Origin of the sequence: Cohnella rhizosphaerae, assembly GCF_029525575.1 — a bacterium.
In the GTDB taxonomy this organism is placed as follows: Bacteria; Bacillota; Bacilli; order Paenibacillales; family Paenibacillaceae; genus Cohnella; species Cohnella rhizosphaerae.
Genome location: NZ_JAPDIA010000007.1, coordinates 166,882 through 186,446, shown reverse-complemented (window position 1 = coordinate 186,446; position 19,565 = coordinate 166,882). Strand labels below are relative to the sequence as shown.

The following is a 19,565-nucleotide window of genomic DNA, read 5'->3' as shown; positions in this document are numbered from 1 at the left end:
AAAAAAAATGGCGGCCCTGCGGCCGCCGGATTTCGTTACGCTTTTATTTTTTTGTTTCTATCAATCTGGCCATGATGGTTGCAAACTCTGCCCTGGTAATGCCTTGTTCAGGCTTGAACGAATTGTCTGTGTAGCCTGTAATAATCTGATTGGATGCGAGCGCATCGATGTATTCGAACGACCATGCATTTCCTTTAACGTCTTTGAATGACGTTTGTCCGGTGCCCGTCAGCTTAAAGGCTCTGGCAATGAGCGCCGCCAACTCGCTGCGGCTCATCTTCTCGTCCGGACGGAAGGTTCCATCTCCGTAGCCTGTCATCAAGCCCGCTTCGGCCGTTGCGCCGATGAACTTATTCGCCCAGTGCGTGGAGGATACGTCCGCAAAGCTCTTTCTTTTCCTTCAAGTCCCAGGTAAGTGGCAATGACCTTAATCGCTTCGGCACGCGTCAATCCCGCGTTCGGACGGAATGTGCCATCTCCGTAGCCCGTCAGCAATCCTTTACCAATAAGAACGTCAATGCTTGCTTTGGCCCAATGATACGTTGTGTCCGTGAAATTAACGGCTTCCGGCTCTTCCGGTGGCGTCGTTGTTTCCGGAGGCGTCTCGGGCTCTTCTTTAACGGGCGGCGTTGGTCCATTATCGATGATGGGACCCGGATTGTTTGAGACATATGGAAGAGCCGGAACAAATGAAGAGAGCAATCGAGCTTGCGTCTGCTGCTCAAGCGCATAGGCCATACCTAGAACCTTGGCATCGTCCCACGCTCTGCCTACAAGCTGCATCGAGATCGAATATCCGCTGTCGTTCGTCCCTACGGGAACGACGACCGTAGGCAGACCGACATTGGACGTTAATACGCCCGTGCCGCGGTCGGAGCTTAACTGAGCGGCTGCTGCGTCGTTGTTGTATACGTCGCTGATAAAGCCTGCGTACACGACAGCATCGACGCCGTTCTCGTCCATCCAGCCTTTAATGACTTCCTTATAGTCCGTTCGATACTTAATGTAATCTTGTATCGCCTGTTCCGTCATGCGCGTAGGTGCCGTATATCCTCTCTTATTATAGATAAGCACCTTATCCGAAGCCAACACGCTTGCGCCATCGATGTAAGGGAAGTCCTTATGAAGCTCAATATAGCGGGCCCAGCCTTCCGTAGATCCATTGATACCCGAAGGACGCGTCGGCGCCGCCGGCAATGCCGTCATCTCAACCATGGTCGCGCCGGCTGCTTGGAGCTGCGAGAATTTGTCCATGACGGCTTGTCCGGTATCGTCGTCCGCATAGGTAGATACGAAGGATGAAGGAATATATCCGATTTTCTTTCCTTGCAAGGCATTAACGTCCAGAGATTCCTTCCAGTCGACCGGACGTTTGTGATCGGCATCGGCAGTCACCGTGAAAATATCCTGTGGATCCGTACCCGTCGTCGCATTCAGCATAATCGCCAGATCCGTTACCGTCTTAGCGATCGGACCTGCATAATCTTGGCCCCATGTGAGCGGAATCACGCCCGTCGTACTCGCCATCCCATCCGTACCGCGGAAGCTCTTCAGGCTGGCGCCCGTCGTCGGCGCATAGAGAGAAACGCCTGTTTGCGATCCCATGGCCGCCGCCGCAAAATCGGCCGCAACCGATACCGCGGACCCGCCGCTCGAGCCGAACGATGTTTTGGATGGATAAAGGGCGTTCCACGTCTGCTGCCAGCCGCTCTCGCTAAAGCTGCCGCTGTTCGCAAACTCGGAGGTGTTAACCTTACCGATAATGACGGCTCCGGCTTCTCGCAGCTTATTGACCTGGAAGGCATCGGATTCTGGCTGCCAGCCCTCGAGCGCTTTGCTGCCGCCCGTCGTCGGCATATCCTTCGTATCGTAGATATCTTTGATCGCGATCGGAATCCCTAGCAAATCGCCTTTCGCGCCTTGTGCGCGAGCGACATCAGCCGCTTGTGCCTGGCTAAGCGCGGTCTCCGATACATGCAGAAAAGCATGAAATCCTAGTTGACCCATATCGTAGACCTTGATTCGATCCAGATAGGCTTGCGTAATTTGTACGGAAGTGGTTCTGCCGCTCATCATGTCCTGCTGCATGTCCGCAATCGATTTATTGGTTACATCGTAGGGGGATGAAGTGACGAATGAATTGGCTGCAGGCGCGTTTGGAATAACCAGCGCGTCTCCCGTATCAAGCCCCTCTATGCCGGATATATCCCAGTTGCTGATGGAACGGATTTGCGCGTTGCTTAGTCCAGTTACATCCAGCTGACCGTTAAGTCCATCCAGCGTAGCAACCAGATTGTTTAATCCTTCTTCGCCGGCTTCTCCGACTTGTACATAATTGACGAGAGACTTCGACTGGCCCGGCTCAATATTTAAGGTATGAATGAATCCATAGAAATTCGCTTCGTTTCCGGACTCGGCCATCGGCGTCGTGAAGGGATCCTTTTGCTGGTCGCCTAATCCGGTTAATCCATTGTCGAATGGATCCGGGGATCCGACTGCAACGCCTAGCGGCTTATTGTTTCTGGCGCTGCTGTCTACAACAACCCATGAATCATCCGTCGTGACCTGGAGATCGTGCGAGGAGGTTGCCTTTACGACTGCGGCATTTGTTGTCGTACCGTAGCCTAATGAGCCACCGAAAGAGACATCGACCTTCACGGCCACGTTATTCACGTTCGTGAACGTATCAAAAAATCTCGTTCTGTTATTTTTGGTATCGACGTAAACCTCGCGCGTGATCAATATATTTCCCAGATTGACGGATTGCGTGGAAACAAATTTATTGACGCCGTCATAGGACAGGTTAAACCCGCGCATCATCTGACCATTCATCAGCGAAGCAGAGGGCGACGACACTTTAACAAAGATATTGCCGAAGCCTTGTACTTGCGTAGAACCGACCGTACGTAAACTTCCCGTGTCCAGGCTGGGGGCAAAAGCATCGTGAATCTCCCATACCGTGCCGCTCTCCGAGGTAACGCGCGTTAAGGCATCCGCAGATTGAAACGGAAATACGCCCGTTGCGATCACGGATAACGCAATTGAAGCAGCAATCACTTGCTTTTTACCTTGACGCAGACGTTTTGATTTATTCATTATGTAGGATTCCCCTCCTTTGTATGTAAGGAAATATAACCTCATAATGATTGATAGTCAATATAACCTAAGCTTATTTATTATTTTTATTGATGCTACACGAAAAATAGGAGTTTTATTGTGATATTTTATAACACAGATATTTAATATATTCCATTAATATTACATAACATACAATGAAAACGTTGCGCAGGCACCGGCAGAGTGCACAGAATAAGCTAGCCTTCTTCATGGACAATAGTCTAATTAGACTATATAATATTTTTAGTCTAATTAGACTATAACTACTATGACAGGAGCGCAGGTTAAATGATAAAATCATTTCTAATGTTAGGTCAGTCGAATATGGCAGGCCGTGGATTTTTGCATGAAGTCGATCCGATCTATCGTGAGAATATAAAAATGCTGCGCAATGGACAGTGGCAGATGATGACAGAGCCGATTAATTATGACCGTCCGGTTTCCGGTGTCAGCCTTGCGGCATCTTTCGCCGATGCCTGGTCGAGGGCCAATCCCGAGGAGGAAGTTGGGTTGATTCCTTGTGCGGAAGGCGGCAGTTCCTTGAACGACTGGCACCCGGAAGGCATCCTGTTTCAGCATGCTTTGTCCGAGGCCCGCTTCGCCTTGCGGTCCAGTCAAATCTGCGGAATCCTTTGGCACCAGGGCGAGAGCGACAGTTACCGTTCGCTGCATGAAACGTATTACGGGAAATTGACCTTGATCATGGAGACGCTAAGAAACGAATTGCGTCTTGATGAGGTGCCGTTGATCATTGGCGGACTTGGCGATTTCCTTGGGAAGACCGGTTTTGGACAGCATGCGACAGAATATCGGCAGGTCAATGAACAATTGCAGCGCTTCGCTAACGAGCAGCCTAATTGTTATTTTGTAACAGCGGCGGAGTTGACCGCGAATCCTGACGGCATTCATTTAGACGCGGTCTCGCAGCGCAAGTTCGGCTACCGCTATTTTGAAGCTTTTTCGAACAAGTGTCATGTCCTGGAGCCCATCCCGGGTGAGGAGCAGTCGCTGAAAGTGGCGCGCGATTATTCGAAAATAGAGCAGATTTACCTTCATAGCATGGATTTGGCTTCGGGTCGAATCACGTACGCGGAATACGAGGCGAAGATCGGGAGGGTTATGCAGCCTTGATCCCCTTACTCATCCTTGGCTTGCTTATCCAAAACCCCGGCGCTCACGGCTATGAACTACTGGCCCTCATGGAAAAACGCCATTACCAATATATCGTAAGCTTCACGAAAGGCTCGTTTTATTACAATCTGCAGCAGCTTGAGGAAAAAGGCTGGATTGAACAGGTTCAGCAGAATCCTTCAACCAGTGGCCGCGAAATTCGGAGCTATAAAGTCACCGGCTCGGGAATGGCTGAATTCGAAAAATTAATGGTCGAATACGGCACCAAGTCGGAATATGTGAACCTACAATTTTATGGGGCGCTCCTCTTTGCCGATGAATACGACAAAAACAAACTGCTGGCGCTGATCCAATCGCAAATCGACCAGACGAGAGCCCGAATCGCCCTTCTTGATGCGTACCTGTCCAACTCACAAGAACTCCCTGGCACAATCGATTATTACCGCCGCATGAACGAAAATTCCCGTTCTCATCACTTGGTTAACTTGGCGTGGTTTGAGCAATTGAAGACAGCTATAGAGGCTATAGAGGGACATGTGGAATAAAGCCCCCTGTTGCGAGTGCGAGGGGGCTTTTCCTTATTTTCACGCGATAGCGTACCGTTAGGCACTTCGGTTCTTCCGTTACTGCAGATTCATCAGGCTGCGGAGCATCCGGTCGAGGAGTTTGTCCGGGAGAATACGGACCAGTCGGGTCAGCAGCGCCGAATCGCGACCGGCCGTATAGCGGGTGCGCGGCTTGCTTGCGTGGATGGCTCGTGACACCACCGCTGCCACTTTCTCGGGGCGGATGCCGTCCGTTGCCCACGTCTCGGCCTGAGCCTTCACGGCAGCGAAAAGACGATCATGGCGCCTATGCTGGTCCGGCGTCATCAACTTGGCTAGCCGCTCCGCCGTCTTAATCCCTTGCTCCGACAGTCCCGTGCTGACACCGCCAGGCGTGATCATGATGACCTTCAATCCGAACGAGGACATCTCCCGGCGAAGACTGTCATTGACCGCCTCCATCGCATACTTGGCAGCCGAATAAATGCCGAAGCCGGGCATGGAGATCTTGCCGCCAAGCGAACCGATATTGACCACGCGCCCGCCGCTGTTCAGCAAGGCGGGGGTCAGCGCTTGAATCACCGCGACCTGTCCGATTACGCTGACCTCGATCTGACGGCGAAATTCATCGAGCGGAACCATCTCAAGCGGCGCATTAACGGCGATACCGGCATTGTTGACCACGGCCCGCAAAGAGCGGCCAAGCGGATCTTGCTTCACCCGTTCGGCCAGCGCCTTCAGGGTGTCGAGATTGGTAATGTCGACGATCACCGGCTCGATATTATGGCGTCTAATCTTGTCGGCGTCTTCCTGGCGGCGAACCCCGGCTAAAACGTGAAATCCGTCAGCGGCGAGCCGTTCCGCGGTAGCCCTGCCGATACCGCTGGACGTACCCGTTACGACAACCAGCTCTTGATTTTTGGATGACATCGTAACCCTCCTGAGTTGGATAACATATGGATCGCTGTATAGCACTGTTATACGGGTATTATAGCACCGCTATACAGGACTGTCTATAGCAGTGCTATAGCTCCTGCGAAAATGAAAAAGATCGCCATCCCGGTTTGGATAGGCGATCTCTCTTAAGTGCCGTGATTTGTGGAGTTTCATTTTGAATCGGCGTCCGTCCCTTGGATCAAAATGATCTGCATGACGCTTTCCCGAATGCGATCAATGACGTCGCGCTCGGGTGGGGGCGCCTTACGACTCTGAGCCGTCACATACAGCCAAGCGGCCGTATTGGCGGAAGCCCAGACCAGATCTGCCGCAGCCTGGGCCGGCACGGCCAGCTTGCCTTCGGCAGCGACCCTCTGAACATTATGCACCAGCGCTTGGTGCGATTGATCTGCTGCCTCGATATGAGCGCCCTCGAGCAACCGTCCCATCATCGCCGCATAAATCCGTGGACGGGCCGCCGCGAAGCGGACATAGTCATCCCATCCTTGACGAAGCGCCATCTCTGGATTGGTGGTCTCGGCAGCGGCAATCTTGCTTGCAAGCAACTGTTTGAACGCTTCCACGATAGCCGCGCTCAGAAGTCCATCGGCATTGCCGAAATGGTGGTAGAGCGTAGGAGCCGTAACCTGCGCGATCGCCGTGACGGCACGCGTCGAAAATTGGGCGCCGCCCTCCTCTTCGAGTACCTTAAGGGCAGCCGCCAAAATCTTGTCGTATGTGTTCATACACCCATTATAGCAGTGCTATAGGCGCAAGTCCATGATGAACAACTTCTTCAAATTTCACAGCTACAATAAATGAGGCATAACTTGAATACGCTCCAGCAGTGACCACAATTGTTCTGCTATATCCATGGCCGGAATAGGCGTTGCGTGGATAATCCACCATTCGAGTACGCCAACAATAGCCGAAGCCACAAACTGTATCGCTACTTCCTTGTTCATGTCCGGTTTTACGCCGCTCACATCGACCAATTCACCAAGATTACTCAGAATCTCATCCATCATGTAGCTTCTGAAAGCAGGGATGCCTTTGTTAACGAGCAAAGTCTTATATATGGATTCATGTTGTTCCAAATACTCAAATGTGCGGACCAACAGAGGTTTCGAAAGTAAAAGAGAAGTGCCGTCGAGACGCATGCAGCTTTCAAATAATTTTTTAAAATAATAATCGATACATTTATCCAACAAATCGAACTTGTCCATGTAATGCAAATAAATAGTACCGCGGCTAACATCAGCCCGATCTGCTACTTCATTGATTGTAATATCTTTAAAATCTTTCTCTGCGAGCAGTTCGACAAAAGCCCCGATAATCGCTTTTTGTGTCTTTCGTATTCTTCTATCCATAAGCCCCTCCTTTTGTACATGCCATTTTATTCGTTAATGAACGATCAATCGAATCTTGTTCATAAATGACCAAATGCCGTTACTTTAACTATTGAAGCGGACTTATAACCTTGTTACGATCACGATAACAGACAATCGTTAATAAATAAACGATTGTTCATAAATTATCAAGGCTTAGAAATAACGAAAAATAGGAGGCGTTCATTTTGAAAGCTATCGCTCTGAAGGAATTCGGAATTCCAGCAATTTTACAAGAACAGGAGATAGATGTGCCAGTAATCACAGAAACACAGGTTTTAGTAGAAATGTATGCTGCTTCGATCAATCCGGCAGATTATATATTACGTTCCGGGGCGGTTAGGGACATTTTGCCGGTTCAGTTGCCATATGTTCTGGGTGCAGATCTTGCCGGTGTGGTCACTGAGGTTGGAAATAAGGTGACGCATGTGAAACCGGGGGACCGAGTTATGGGAATTCCTATTAACAACGGTGGTGCTTATGCGGATTATGTGGTGATGGAAGAAAACGCGCTTGCCATCGTCCCACAAGAGATGTCTTTTCATGAAGCTGCTGCATGGCCAACGGTTGGGTTGACTGCCTGGCAGTCTTTGTTTAAGTATGGAAAACTACAGTCGGGGCAGCGCATTCTCATTCATGCAGGTGCAGGCGGCGTGGGACATATTGCCGTTCAACTCGCCAAACAAGCAGGTGCCTATGTGATTGCAACGGCGCTTGAAATGAACCATGAATTTGTGCGACAGTTAGGTGCCGACGAGGTCATTGATTATACGACAACCGATTTTACAAAGGCTATACGTAGTCCTGTAGATATTGTACTGGATATGGTTATGGATCGATCCTCTACCGTTCTAGATCCGAAGATAGGTGAAACCGGGCGAAAAAGCTACGCTGTGTTGAAGGATGGCGGCAAGCTCATCTCGCTAGTCGCCATGGCGATTCATGAGCATCCGAAAATTCGCGGAATTGAGGCTCAATTTGTTCATGCGGAGCCAAACCACGATGATTTAGTGTCCATCCTTCAAAACGTCCATGAGCAAAAATTGAAGGTTCATTTGAGTGGGATTTTCCCATTCACATCTCAGGGATTATCCGAAGCGTACCGCAAGTGCGAAACAAATCCGAAGAGGGGGGAAGGTAGTCATTCAAAGAAAGCAGGGATGATCCTCGAAACTATGCGTACAATTGCACGAACAAGCAGCGGTTGCCGCTGCTTGTTCGTGTTTTCTATCGTCTAAATTACTTAGAAGCAATCGGAACCGCAATGCTTTTTCCAACGGTTGCTGCCATTTTGACGATCGCTTCCGGATCGGAGTTTTTAACGTTCACGTCCATACGAGGGGTGTAAGCCTCCTCCAGCCTTTCAACTGCCAGGTCCTCATGTCGGGCGTAAACGCAATCCGGCAAAATAAATTGGGAGCTTCGGGAGATGCATCGGGCGATTCCATGACAATGGGCCAATCCATGGAGGCAACAACGTATTTGGATGGGCCATACGTGAAGCGCTCATTGCCCAAAAAAATGTTTTTTTTGTGCCTTGAACGACGATGCCGATGGAAGGGTTGTAGCGTCCGTAAGGCGACCCAGACCATGTGGAGTAATGAGAAGCGGAATAACGAGAAAATCCCAGCTGCGGAATGATCGTCGGCCAATATCCGTCTTTGTCTGTATGTCGACTAACCAGCTCGGCAAGTTCTTTTTGCAATCGAGAGAATTGATCCGACATATGGTCCTCCCCAACAACGATTTGTAACTTTAAACTTAATCGATATTGATCCGCCTGGGAAGGCGACTTGAGAGGATTAGGCACAACTTTGATGGGATTCGGCAAACGTCACGCGCAATAACTTTCGACTTCACTTGCGGTATGGTTGATTAAGTCAATCGAACATGACGAAACCAAAAAAGAGACTTCTCTCGAGTTCAAAATCTTGAACTTGAGAAGAAGTCTCTTTTTCACGTTAGGCCCCTGGCACAGCTCTCGGATGCGAGAATCTGTGCCTTTCGATAACGAGCTATTTGGAAAGGTCTATCAACTGCAGATCAACATTGCGGCATACGGTCAGCATTCGAATAATCATCGCTACCGCCTGTTCGCGAGTCGTATAAGCGTTCGGATAAAACTTGCCGTCGCCCGCGCCTCTCACAATATCCGCATCAGCCATTTGTGCGATATAGGGACGCGCCCAGCTGTCGCTTGTGTCCGAGAAATAGGCGTTGCCAGTCGTCTGGTCGAAAACCATCATCCGTGCCAGGATCGCTGAAATCTCGGCGCGGGTTATCGGCTGATCAGGCTTGAACGAACCCGCGCCTACGCCTTCGATCACGCCGGCGGCTTTCAAAGTCTCGATGGCCGGCGCAGCCCAGTGACCTTGCGTATCGGAGAACGTAACGTCCCGCTCGCTTGTCGTGTCGAGATACAAAGCCTTCGCCACCATCGCGACAAACTCTGCGCGGGTAATCGATTCGCCTCCGTGGAAGCTGCCGTCCGGTCTTCCTTGCACGATGCCCAGCTGCAGGGCGACTTCAATCGCTCGGGAGCTCCAGCTGTTCGTCGGCACATCAGGGAACGGCTCAGGAGCTGTCCGGTCAAGCGCAGCCAGAGCAGCTTCCTTCACTTTCTTAACGTTCGTGATGGCATCGTTGAGAAGAGGGCCCGGCGAGGCTGGCGGCGAGGCGCTATCGCCTGCTCGCTTCACCGTCACGATGTACGTCCTCGTCGTCGTGCCGTCCTGTGCCGTCACCGCGACCGTAATCAGGTTGTCCCCCACGCTCAGGCCGATGGCGCCGGATGCCGAGCCGCTCGTCACCGTCGCACCGTTCACCTTCACCGTCGCGGTACGGTCGCTTAAGGTTGGCGTAACCGTGATGCTGCTCACGCCGTTCGCCACGCTTGCCGCGTAGCCCGTCGTGCCCGCTGCAAACGCCGGACTCAAGCTCCCGCTCGACAGCGTCAAGCCGCTCAGGCTTGCATTCGCACTCCTGCTGACGCTGTCTCCGCCGGCAATCGTCGCAGCTCTAGTCACCGTCACGGCGTACGTGCTCGTCGTCGTGCCGTCCTCCGCCGTCACGACGACCGATATCGGGTTGTCCCCGACGCTTAGGTTGATCGCTCCCGAGGCCGCACCGCTCGTCACGGTCGTACCGTTGACCTTCACCGTCGCGTTACTGTCGCTTACCGTCGGCGTAACCGTGATGCCGCTCACGCCGTTCGCCACGCTCGCCGCGTAGCTCGTCGTGCCCGGCGCGAACGTCGGGCTTAGGACGCCGCTCGACAACGTCAAGCTGCTCAGGCTCGCGTTGCCGCTTGGCGCTCTAGTCACTGTCGCGGCGTACGTCTTCGTCGTCGTGCCGTCCTGCGCCGTCACGACGACCGATATCGGGTTGTCCCCGACGCTCAGGGTAATGGCACCCGAGGCCGCACCGCTTGTCACGGTCGTACCGTTCACCTTCACCGTCGCGTTACTGTCGCTCACCGTCGGCGTAACTGTGATGCTGCTCACGCCGTTCCCCACGCTCGCCGCGTAGCTCGTCGTGCCCGCTGCAAATGCCGGACTCAAGCTGCCGCTCGACAACGTCAAGCTGCTCAGGTTCGCATTGCCGCTTGGCGCTCTAGTCACCATCACGGCGTACGTGCTCGTCGTCGTGCCGTCCTGTGCCGTCACGACGACCGATATCGGGTTGTCCCCCACGCTCAGGGTAATGGCACCCGAAGCCGCACCGCTCGTCACCGTCGTTCCGTTCACCTTCACCGTCGCGTTACTGTCGCTCACCGTCGGCGTAACCGTGATGCTGCTCACGCCGTTCGCCACGCTCGCCGTGTAGCCCGTCGTGCCCGCTGCAAACGCCGGACTCAAGCTGCCGCTCGACAACGTCAGGCTGCTCAGGTTCGCATTGCCGCTTGGCGCTCTAGTCACCATCACGGCGTACGTGCTCGTCGTCGTGCCGTCCTGTGCCGTCACGACGACCGATATCGGGTTGTCCCCCACGCTCAGGGTAATGGCACCCGAAGCCGCACCGCTCGTCACCGTCGTTCCGTTCACCTTCACCGTCGCGTTACTGTCGCTCACCGTCGGCGTAACCGCGATGCTGCTCACGCCGTTCGCCACGCTCGCCGCGTAGCCCGTCGTGCCCGGCGCGAACGTTGGGCTTAGGACGCCGCTCGACAACGTCAGGCTGCTCAGGTTCGCATTGCTGAGCGACGTCCGTGTCACTTTGTACGTCTTCTTCGTGCCATCCTCTGCCGTCACGACGATCGCCACAGTGTCTCCCACGCTCAAGTCGATAGCGCCAGATTCCATGCCGCTCGTTACCGCCGTACCGTTGACCTCCACCGTTGCGTAGCTGTCCCTGACGGTCGGCGTGACCGTAATGCTGCTCTCGCTGCTTGGTATGACGGCCGTGTAGTCCGTGGTTCCCGAAGAGAACCCCGGACTCAGGCTGCCGCTGGACAAGGTCAGGCTGCTCAAGCCGGCATCATTGGACTCGCCGATTCTCCGGACCACATGGTTCTCTGTATCCGCAATATGCAGATAACCATCGCCGTCAAAGGCGACGCCGTTAGGTGAAAATAAATTGGCAGCGGAGGCGGGACCGCCGTCGCCCGAATAGCCGGTATTCCCTGATCCCGCAACTTTGCTGATCGTGCCTGCAGCTAGGTCTAATTTGAGTATCGTCGTGTAAGTTGAGATAAAGAGCTCGCCGTTGTGGAAGGTCAGGCCGATCGGACCGTTTAAATTAACGGAAGTAGCCGGACCCGTCTCCAGGTTGCCTCCTCCGGCCACAATGCTGATGTTGCCTGACGGATCTACTTTGCGAATAAATCCGTTCGTGCTTGAGGAGTATTCCTCGACAATATACAGATTGTCCTCGTCGTCCACGGCCAATCCGGCCACCGCGGTTAAGGGCGACAACGCCGCGGACGTCTCGACCGCTGAATAACCTTGCTCTCCCGTACCTGCCACCGTGCTGATGATTCCTGTCAACGCATTGACCTTCCGAACGCGGGCATCGTTCGTGCTCGAGATATACATATTGCCATGGCTGTCAAACGCAAGGCCCCGGATCCAGCATAGGTTGGCCGATATGGCCGGCCCCCCATCTCCAATGTCGGCACCGTCATTGCAACTTCCGTTGCCCGCCACCGTGCTGATCGTTCCAGAGGGGGAGATCGACCTTTCTGACCGTTCCGAATCCCCCCGATGTACAACTCGCCGTCGTGGAACGCAAGGGCGTAAGGCGAAGACAATTGCGCCGATGCCGCCTGACCTCCGTCGCCTGAATCGCCGCTGGTTCCCGTACCCGCCAACGTGCTGATCTCTCCGGTCAGCGCATCGACCTTGCGAACCCGGTTCTCGTTCTGATCGGAGATGTACATGTTCCCGGCGCTGTCGAAAACGACGTTCTGAGGAGAATTCAACTGGGCCGACGTCGCCGGTCCTCCATCTCCCGAGGCCCCCCCTCGCTCCTGTGCCTACCACCGTGACAATAACCTTCCGGCTATCGGCATAGGCCTTGCCCCCGAAACCATCGATCAATGGGAACGCCGTCAACAGGAGAACCATAACAAACGCTATAATCGGTTTTACTTTGTAAGGGTTACGCATGCTTGTTCCTCCTTAAGAAACGGTGCCAAATTCAAAGTTATAAGAAAACCGACAAGGACGCATCTAGAGAAAGTTATAGACACCATGAAAAGACTCTCTATTTGTCAAAAGAAGTCGAGCGCTTGCGCGCGCGACAACAAAAACAGACCATAGCCGATGTCCCGAATGGGATCGTCTATGGTCCGCTAGCCTCGGCTTCCTCCACTTGGTTCCATTCATACAGCACCATGCTGTATGAAGCATCGTCCAGCGGGAACGCAAACAAATTCGACTGCTCTAACCTCAGGACGAAACCGTTTCTATTCATACTGCATAGTAACGACGCCAGCATATTGGGCAAGGCTTTCCTTGGACACGTTCAACGACTTTACGTCTGTCGTCCGTGTCCCGGCAGCCTCGAGGAATTTTTCCACCTTAGCGAAGAAGAACCTTCCGAGAATTCCCAAAGCCTTCGTGCTATAATGCATCGGAATCGCTACGGTCGCATGCAATTGACGCATCACTTGAGCGGCTTCCGCCCCGGCGAGCGTCGCCCTTCCCCCAACGGGCACGATAAGAACGTCCACTTTGCCGATTTCTTTGACTTGTTCTTCTGTAAGCAGATGCCCCAGATCCCCGCAATGGCAGATCGTCAGTCCATCCATCCGGAAGCGGAAAATAATATTGGGCCCTCTTTTCTTGCCGTTCACCTTATCGTGGAAAGTCTTGAAACCACTAATGCTCACATCGCCGCAATTGTATTCTTTCGGCTCGTTCACCAGCAAGTAATCACCCGATGCGGCGTTAACTTTATTGTGATCGCCATGATTATGCGTAACCACGACAATATCCGATTCAACCGGAACCGGCATGCGATAGCCAAGAAACTTAAAGTAGGGATCGATGAGGACCCTCGTTCCGGCATCCGAAGTCAGCAGATAAGAAGAATGGCCATACCATTTAATCTGCATATGCAACGTACTCCTTCAGTTATAAGAATGACAGCCGTTTGCCCTATGATAACAATAAGCGGAGACCTCTCCATTTGATAATAAACGGAGATGTCTCCGCTTGTCAAGGCGATGGGACCATGACAGGAGATCTACGCCGGAAAGCACTGATCGACGGTTGATCTTGCATTAAATAGTAAACAGAAAAAAAAGCCAATCAGAATTCTGACTGGCCAGACAATAAAAACTGGATGATCTTTTCTTTGGTTCCCGTTCCCGCCTGCGGTGTAAAAACACTCATTCTTAAACTCGTATGATCTGCAACCATAAAACTGGTTTCCTCAAAATTCAAATAGCCCAAACTGGGATGAATGATCGTCTTCAATCGACTCTCCTCTGCCTTGACGTTATGCTGGGCCCACCATAATCGAAATTCGTCGCTTTCGTCTTTAAGGTCATTCACAAGCTGCTCGATCCAAGGATCGTCAACGAGTTTACTGTAGACAGCTCGGAAGCCGGCAACCATTCCTTGGGCGGTAGCGGCCCAGTCTGTAAATGTCTTTTTCATTTCCTCGTTTGTAAACATAATTCGCAGCATATTTCGCTTTCGCCTCGGCAGCAATCGCTTCATTTTCCTATAGCCTGAAAACGCCTCTAACGATCGTCCGTCCCCTCCCAAAACGAGCCAAGCAGACCTTTTTCGTAGCCTTTGGCGACGGCGCCGATTCGCGTCTTTACACCTAGCTTCTGGTTGATGGACGTGATGTGATACTCAACCGTTCGCTGGCTGATGGACAGCTCGGCTGCGATTTCCTTGTTCGTCTTTTCCTCCGCGACTCTTCGCAGCACGTCTCGCTCCATCCGCGTAAGCTTCTCCAGATCGGCACGCCATATGTTCTCCGCGACAAGCGCATGGCCCAGCATGCTCTGCTTGATCGCGTTAATGATTTGCGGATAGGGGCTTTGCTTGGACAGGTAAGCATGGACGCCGATTTCGTACGCTTTCTTATAGAATTCCTCGTACATGTAACCGGACAGCACAATAATTTTAAGCGTATGGCCGTACTTCTCCTTCAACCTCTGACCGAGCTCGAATCCGTTCATCCGCGGCATCGCGATGTCCATGACAAGCACATCCGGTTGGCAAAGCTCGATTCCCTCTAGCAGTTCTACCGGATCGCTGAACGTACGAGGCACCTCGATATCCGACTCCTGCTCCAGCCGTCTCTTCAGCCCTTCGAGCACGAGGGGATGATCATCGAGCAGGACGACTCTAATTTTGGACTGCATCGGTTAGCTCCTCCCTATCGAGCGGCAGCATCAGATGAACGGATGTGCCCTTCCCTGGTATCGAATGAATGTCCGTCTCCCCGCCAAGCTGCCGAATTTGATTGTAAAAGGAATGGATACCAAAGCGCCTCTCCCCTGCTGCAGACGAGGCCATCACGGTCGCAACGTCGAAGCCGCGCCCATTATCCCGAACGCCGCAATACAAATAGCGTCCGTCTCGCCACAGATGAATCGTTAATCGAGTGGCTCCGGCATGCTTGAAGACGTTGTTCACCAGTTCGCGAATCGCCCGGAACAAGTTCGATTTAATAAGCTCATTCAGGGGCTCGTGCGGCTCCAACTCGTAGACCAGCTCGGCTTCGACCCCGTCCTGCGATCTTTGCTTCATGCTGCGGATCAGCCACTCGATGGCCGATCGCAAGTCCCCGTGATCGATAATCGGCGGATGCAGATCGTCGCAGAGGGCGCGAATGTCGCTCTGGGATTCGTAGATGCATTTCAGCCACAGCGCGACTCGCTCCTTGTCCGGCTTTCCGGTATCATAAAGCTCTTCCAGATCGCGCGATACAAAGATCAGGTTCTGAAGCAGCCGGTCATGCAGGAAATGCGAAGTGCGGATCCGCTCCGCCTCCTGGGCTTCGAGCAGCGAGCTGTCTGCCGGAACGACACGCTGCCCGGAATCGGCTTGGTACATGAGTCTCACAACCCACTCGGCAGCCTCACGCAGCGGCTCATCGACCTCCTTTTCCGAGAATGCCGAAGCGTCCTTCCCTATCCCAATATAGCCAAGCGTTGCGCCGCTGCCTGAAGGACTTCTCAGCTCGATCAACCGGCTCAATCCAATAGAAGCGAGCCAGTTCATCGCTTCCTCCGGCCTCCGATAATCTGGTTCAAGCAGCTCACTCCCGATCCCCTTGTAGGATCCCGTGCCTTGAACGATGGGAACCGCACGATCCTGCCAGAGCAGGCAGACATCCTGAGTGCCCAGCCGCTTGCCGACAGTCTCGGTCAGGAGCGCCAAAAGCTCGCGGGTCGCCTGCCTGGATTCCAAATCTGCGGATAGCGCACGCTTTTGGCGATCCAACTTTTCTCCCTGTACGACAGTCTTCCTCCGATAACGCAGCAGCCCTCTTTGATAGAGGAGCGTGAGCGCAATAAATACGACAAACAGGACATAAAGCCGTGGCTGCACGCCCTCGGCTGATCGCACAAGAAGCATAAATGCAGCCGTAAAGTACAGCACATGCACGACGAGCCGAGGGAAATGAAGGCGCATATCGAGCATGCTCCGCTTTACGAGAAGAAAAGTAAAGATGAGAGAGAACGGGACAAAACCAATGAGCGCATACTTCAACGGCAAAATAAAGGGCTCCTGGAACAGGACGGGTATCGCGTAGAGAAAGGTGTATGGCAGCAGGCTGAGAAGCAGTCCGGCGAAGAGCATGAGCAGTTGATTGCGCTCGACCCGGTCGAACAGCCTCCAGCTTCGGAAGGTGACGCCCGCCAGCAGTAGCGTCGTTCCGAGCAGCGCCCAATTGAGCACGTCCGTGATCCACTTGAAGATCTCGATCTCCGCGACAACAAAGTAAGTCATCACAAACGTAAACGCGAGGGTACCGAGCAAAAAGACGCCCTTCAGCTTCTGAAGACGGAAGACGGAGGCGCGATAAATAAACTGCAAATAGAAGGATAACAGTAAATAGGGAAGCCAAATGGAGCAATAGGTCAGCAGAAGCTGTGACAGACTGCCCTCCGGCGAGTAAATGCTGAGAATAACAAGCGCAAGCAAGTAGTTTAAGTTGAAAAAAGGAACGAATGACCGCCGACTCCGGCTGTCTCCTAAGCGCGTAGACAGCAAGTCCGAGCAGCAGCGCCTCCATCGCTATCGATAGAATGAAAGCTGAAAAGGGTCGGTTCGCCGGATGATAATTGGTAAGCCCCTCCGCATGTCGCGCTACCGATAAATAGGCGGCTTGGCGTAGTCGGTAGAACTCCCCTTCTCGGGTCAGCTTCGCATCCGGATCCAGCATGACGACGCGATCCCCGGGCTGAAGACGCCAATCCGTGGCCAGGCCGCCCTCGTCCACGGCTTCAATCCGCCAACCGCTCCCCGGTAACGGCTTTAGGACAAGGCCGATATACGGGGATTTGAGGGCTTGAATATGAATATACGCGGCTAGCAGGATGAAGAACACGAGAGACATATAGAGACGCCGCCCATATTTATGCCGGGTAGCCAGATGGGACGCTGTAGTCATCGCGATCGATCCTCCTGTCCAAGTATAGCATTATTCTACCAAATAAGGATAACGGCCATGCCGGAGCGGCATGGCCGAGCATTATGCGATTGCGGGGCTCCTTACGGGTAACGATGTATCATCGCGGCCGCTTCTTGTCGCAGCATCGGCTGCCTTGAACGATAATCGAACGCCCCGTCCGCATCGGGGGCGACCTCCGGGCCATAGTAGCCGCTCGCCACAATATGTTGAACGCCGTCAAGCGCCCAAGCGTCGGTTTTCCCTTTTAATTGAACTTCGGCAGACGGCATAATGCCGAGTCCAAGCTGTAGCAGCCGGGAAAGAATAACGGCTTGCCTCCTGCCGAGTAAGGGAGCGATTCGGCTCGAAGGTTCCCTTTGGCATGCCGGTAATGACGCCGCCCTCGAGCGCGGTTTGAATCTCCGCCGCATACGGGCTGTTCCTGGTATCCTTGAACATAATCGGCTCCTCGGACAACTTGATGCCGAAGGTCGGAATGAGCCACCCAATGAACTGGGCTCTCGTAATCGGCTGCTCCGGATTGAAGTTCAGCGGATCTTCCCGCTCCAGCAATCCCTGCTGCCGCAAATATCGGATATCCTTTGCATAAGGCGAATCTGGCGGCACATCCGCATACAGCTTCACGTCCGGCAGCCGCTCCGACCAACTGTCGGCTTTGTTGTACTCGAAATAGGCAATGCGACCCTTATCGTCTTTCTTGAATGCGGCTAGCCGGCCTGTATCGTCTATGAATAATAAATCCTTGAGCTGCTTCAGTTCATGCACGCCGTACGCGTCGGTCACGAGCAATCCGCCATGGGTCGCTTCAACCTCGTAATGCCATGCCGGCAGGCGCAGATCGCTGTAGGTACCCTCCAGGTATTGGAGCTCGCTCTTCAGCGTGTTCATATAAGAAGGTGGAGACGTAACCGGTTTGGGGAAGTAATGATCCATGAAGCTTTGAAACAGCAAGCTTCTCATCTTGCGGGCGTCCTTGGCGCTGTTGAGCGCGATAAACAATCCCGTCTTCTGCTCCGGAAGCAGCCACTGCTGAGACTGGAAGCCGGATCCCGCTCCGCTCTTGTCGATAACGAATTGTCCGTTATTGAAGTTGGGGAAGCTCGACTCGAAGCCGTAGCCGACGCCCGGGATATCCGGATGAATCGACACACTGTACTGCTCCATCGCCTGCATGGTCTTCTCTTGCAGAACCGCCTGGTTATCCAGCTTGCCCCCGTTTAACTCAGCGAGCATAAACCGCGCCATATCCCCGCCGGTCGACATCAAGCCCCCGTCCGGGGAGTTGTACGGATACGTCGTATACTGCGCGATCGGCTCGCCGGAAGCGTCATACGGCGTAGCCAGCTTGGCGGCCAAATCCGGCGTATACACGAACCGGCTATTGTCCATACCGAGCGGTTTAAAAATATGCTTCTCGATATAATCCTCGAATTTCTGTCCGGAGACGCATTCAACGAGATACCCGAGCAAATTGTAGCCGTAATTGTCATAACGGAACGCCTCTCCCGGCTTGCGGATGACGGTCGGCATGTGGTCCGCCACGAAGGCATCCAGCCTGTAGACCGGACCGTCCGGGTCGCCCTCATCCTCCGGTATGTCGGTAAAATCAAAGCCGCTCGTGTGCGTCATCAGATCTCTGGCGGTCAGCGGCGAGCCGGTTCGATTGGCGATCTTCATGCCCTTTAGGTAGCCGTTCACATCGAGATCCAGATCCAGCTTCCCCTGCTCGGCCAACTGCATGACCGCCATCGCAGTGAACGTCTTGGAGATCGATGCCAGTCGGAATAACGTATGGCGCTCGTCTACCGGTTTCTGGGTCTCCACGTTCGCATAGCCGTAGCCTTTGTTCAGCAGCACCTTGCCGTCCTTCACGATGACAACCGATGCGCCCGCCAGCGCAGCCTTCACTTCCGGACGCGCGAAGAAGCTATCCATAAAAGCGGCGACCTCTTGCGGGTCGGACGGCCTGAGCGCGGCTGTGGATGCGGAAGCACCACCCGATTGGGCTGAAGCGACGTTTGTTTTTACGACATACAGGACTGGGTTGAACAGGCCTAGCGAAAAAATCAATGCGGACGCAAGCAGCGCTCTTGGGACGTTCATGATCTTGAAGTTCATTTGCGGTCTCCTTTGTAATCGGCTTGATCTAACCTCCTGGTTATGAATCAAGCCTACCAAATGACCGTAATCCGCGAATCCGTATAGAAGGGCCAAATTGCGACGCATCCCCGCCATCTTTTTTGCGGGATCGCGCAATATGCCGATGGTGACAGAAAAAAGTCACTTGAATCCCTTGTTCAAAAAAAAGCACAGCTCTCAAAGCCGAGAGTCTGTGCCTTTCGAT

The 19,565-nt window shown here is 53.3% G+C and carries 15 protein-coding genes; 3 read left to right on the top strand and 12 right to left on the bottom strand.

The genetic code is table 11. The annotated features are described in order from the left end of the window. Positions 1–43: 43 nt before the first annotated feature. Together OMP40_RS18620 and OMP40_RS18615 are read right to left on the bottom strand one after the other, a co-directional pair. On the bottom strand, positions 44–346 hold the full coding sequence (locus tag OMP40_RS18620) for an S-layer homology domain-containing protein (RefSeq protein WP_277534884.1): 303 nt from the start codon (positions 344–346) through the stop codon (positions 44–46). After that, positions 319–3,096: an amidase family protein gene (locus OMP40_RS18615; protein ID WP_277533648.1), complete on the bottom strand. Its 2,778-nt coding sequence runs from the start codon at positions 3,094–3,096 to the stop codon at positions 319–321. Before OMP40_RS18615 ends, OMP40_RS18620 begins: the two co-directional genes overlap by 28 nt. Positions 3,097–3,405: 309 nt before the next feature. Between OMP40_RS18615 and OMP40_RS18610 the strand changes: the two genes are divergently transcribed. Beyond that, the gene (locus OMP40_RS18610; protein WP_277533646.1) at positions 3,406–4,248 is read left to right on the top strand and encodes a sialate O-acetylesterase; all 843 of its coding nucleotides are present in this window, start codon (positions 3,406–3,408) and stop codon (positions 4,246–4,248) included. Then, the gene (locus OMP40_RS18605) at positions 4,245–4,793 is read left to right on the top strand and encodes a PadR family transcriptional regulator (protein WP_277533644.1); all 549 of its coding nucleotides are present in this window, start codon (positions 4,245–4,247) and stop codon (positions 4,791–4,793) included. Before OMP40_RS18610 ends, OMP40_RS18605 begins: the two co-directional genes overlap by 4 nt. Positions 4,794–4,871: 78 nt before the next feature. On the opposite strand, the gene OMP40_RS18600 is transcribed toward OMP40_RS18605, so the two are convergent. The 3 genes from OMP40_RS18600 to OMP40_RS18590 all read right to left on the bottom strand — a co-directional run bounded on the left by OMP40_RS18600 (position 4,872) and on the right by OMP40_RS18590 (position 7,099). Then, positions 4,872–5,723, bottom strand: coding sequence for an SDR family NAD(P)-dependent oxidoreductase (locus tag OMP40_RS18600; protein ID WP_277533643.1), 852 nt, complete (start codon positions 5,721–5,723; stop codon positions 4,872–4,874). 176 nt (positions 5,724–5,899) lie between these two features. Further along, entirely contained in the window at positions 5,900–6,475 is a 576-nt protein-coding gene (locus OMP40_RS18595) for a TetR/AcrR family transcriptional regulator (protein ID WP_277533642.1), read from the bottom strand. A 63-nt stretch (positions 6,476–6,538) separates the two neighbouring features. Further along, positions 6,539–7,099, bottom strand: a complete 561-nt coding sequence (locus tag OMP40_RS18590; protein WP_277533640.1) for a TetR/AcrR family transcriptional regulator — start codon at positions 7,097–7,099, stop codon at positions 6,539–6,541. A gap of 206 nt (positions 7,100–7,305) precedes the next feature. Between OMP40_RS18590 and OMP40_RS18585 the strand changes: the two genes are divergently transcribed. Continuing rightward, complete coding sequence (locus OMP40_RS18585; RefSeq protein WP_277533638.1) at positions 7,306–8,355, top strand: NADP-dependent oxidoreductase; 1,050 nt, start codon at positions 7,306–7,308, stop codon at positions 8,353–8,355. A gap of 87 nt (positions 8,356–8,442) precedes the next feature. On the opposite strand, the gene OMP40_RS41960 is transcribed toward OMP40_RS18585, so the two are convergent. The 7 genes from OMP40_RS41960 to OMP40_RS18550 all read right to left on the bottom strand — a co-directional run bounded on the left by OMP40_RS41960 (position 8,443) and on the right by OMP40_RS18550 (position 19,339). Then, a complete protein-coding gene (locus OMP40_RS41960) occupies positions 8,443–8,709 on the bottom strand; it encodes an AraC family transcriptional regulator N-terminal domain-containing protein (protein WP_420872019.1) in 267 nt (88 codons plus the stop codon). A gap of 423 nt (positions 8,710–9,132) precedes the next feature. Next, a complete protein-coding gene (locus OMP40_RS18575; RefSeq protein WP_277533634.1) occupies positions 9,133–12,102 on the bottom strand; it encodes a cadherin-like beta sandwich domain-containing protein in 2,970 nt (989 codons plus the stop codon). Between the two features lie 920 nt (positions 12,103–13,022). Then, positions 13,023–13,673, bottom strand: a complete 651-nt coding sequence (locus tag OMP40_RS18570; RefSeq protein ID WP_277533633.1) for an MBL fold metallo-hydrolase — start codon at positions 13,671–13,673, stop codon at positions 13,023–13,025. Between the two features lie 196 nt (positions 13,674–13,869). Beyond that, on the bottom strand, positions 13,870–14,283 hold the full coding sequence (locus OMP40_RS18565; protein ID WP_277533632.1) for an MmyB family transcriptional regulator: 414 nt from the start codon (positions 14,281–14,283) through the stop codon (positions 13,870–13,872). Positions 14,284–14,306: 23 nt separating this feature from the next. Continuing rightward, the gene (locus tag OMP40_RS18560; protein ID WP_277533631.1) at positions 14,307–14,942 is read right to left on the bottom strand and encodes a response regulator transcription factor; all 636 of its coding nucleotides are present in this window, start codon (positions 14,940–14,942) and stop codon (positions 14,307–14,309) included. Next, a complete protein-coding gene (locus OMP40_RS18555) occupies positions 14,926–16,485 on the bottom strand; it encodes a sensor histidine kinase (protein ID WP_277533630.1) in 1,560 nt (519 codons plus the stop codon). The genes OMP40_RS18560 and OMP40_RS18555 overlap by 17 nt, the downstream gene beginning before the upstream one ends. Before the next feature lie 952 nt (positions 16,486–17,437). Beyond that, the gene (locus tag OMP40_RS18550) at positions 17,438–19,339 is read right to left on the bottom strand and encodes a beta-lactamase family protein (RefSeq protein WP_277533629.1); all 1,902 of its coding nucleotides are present in this window, start codon (positions 19,337–19,339) and stop codon (positions 17,438–17,440) included. Between the last annotated feature and the right edge of the window lie 226 nt (positions 19,340–19,565).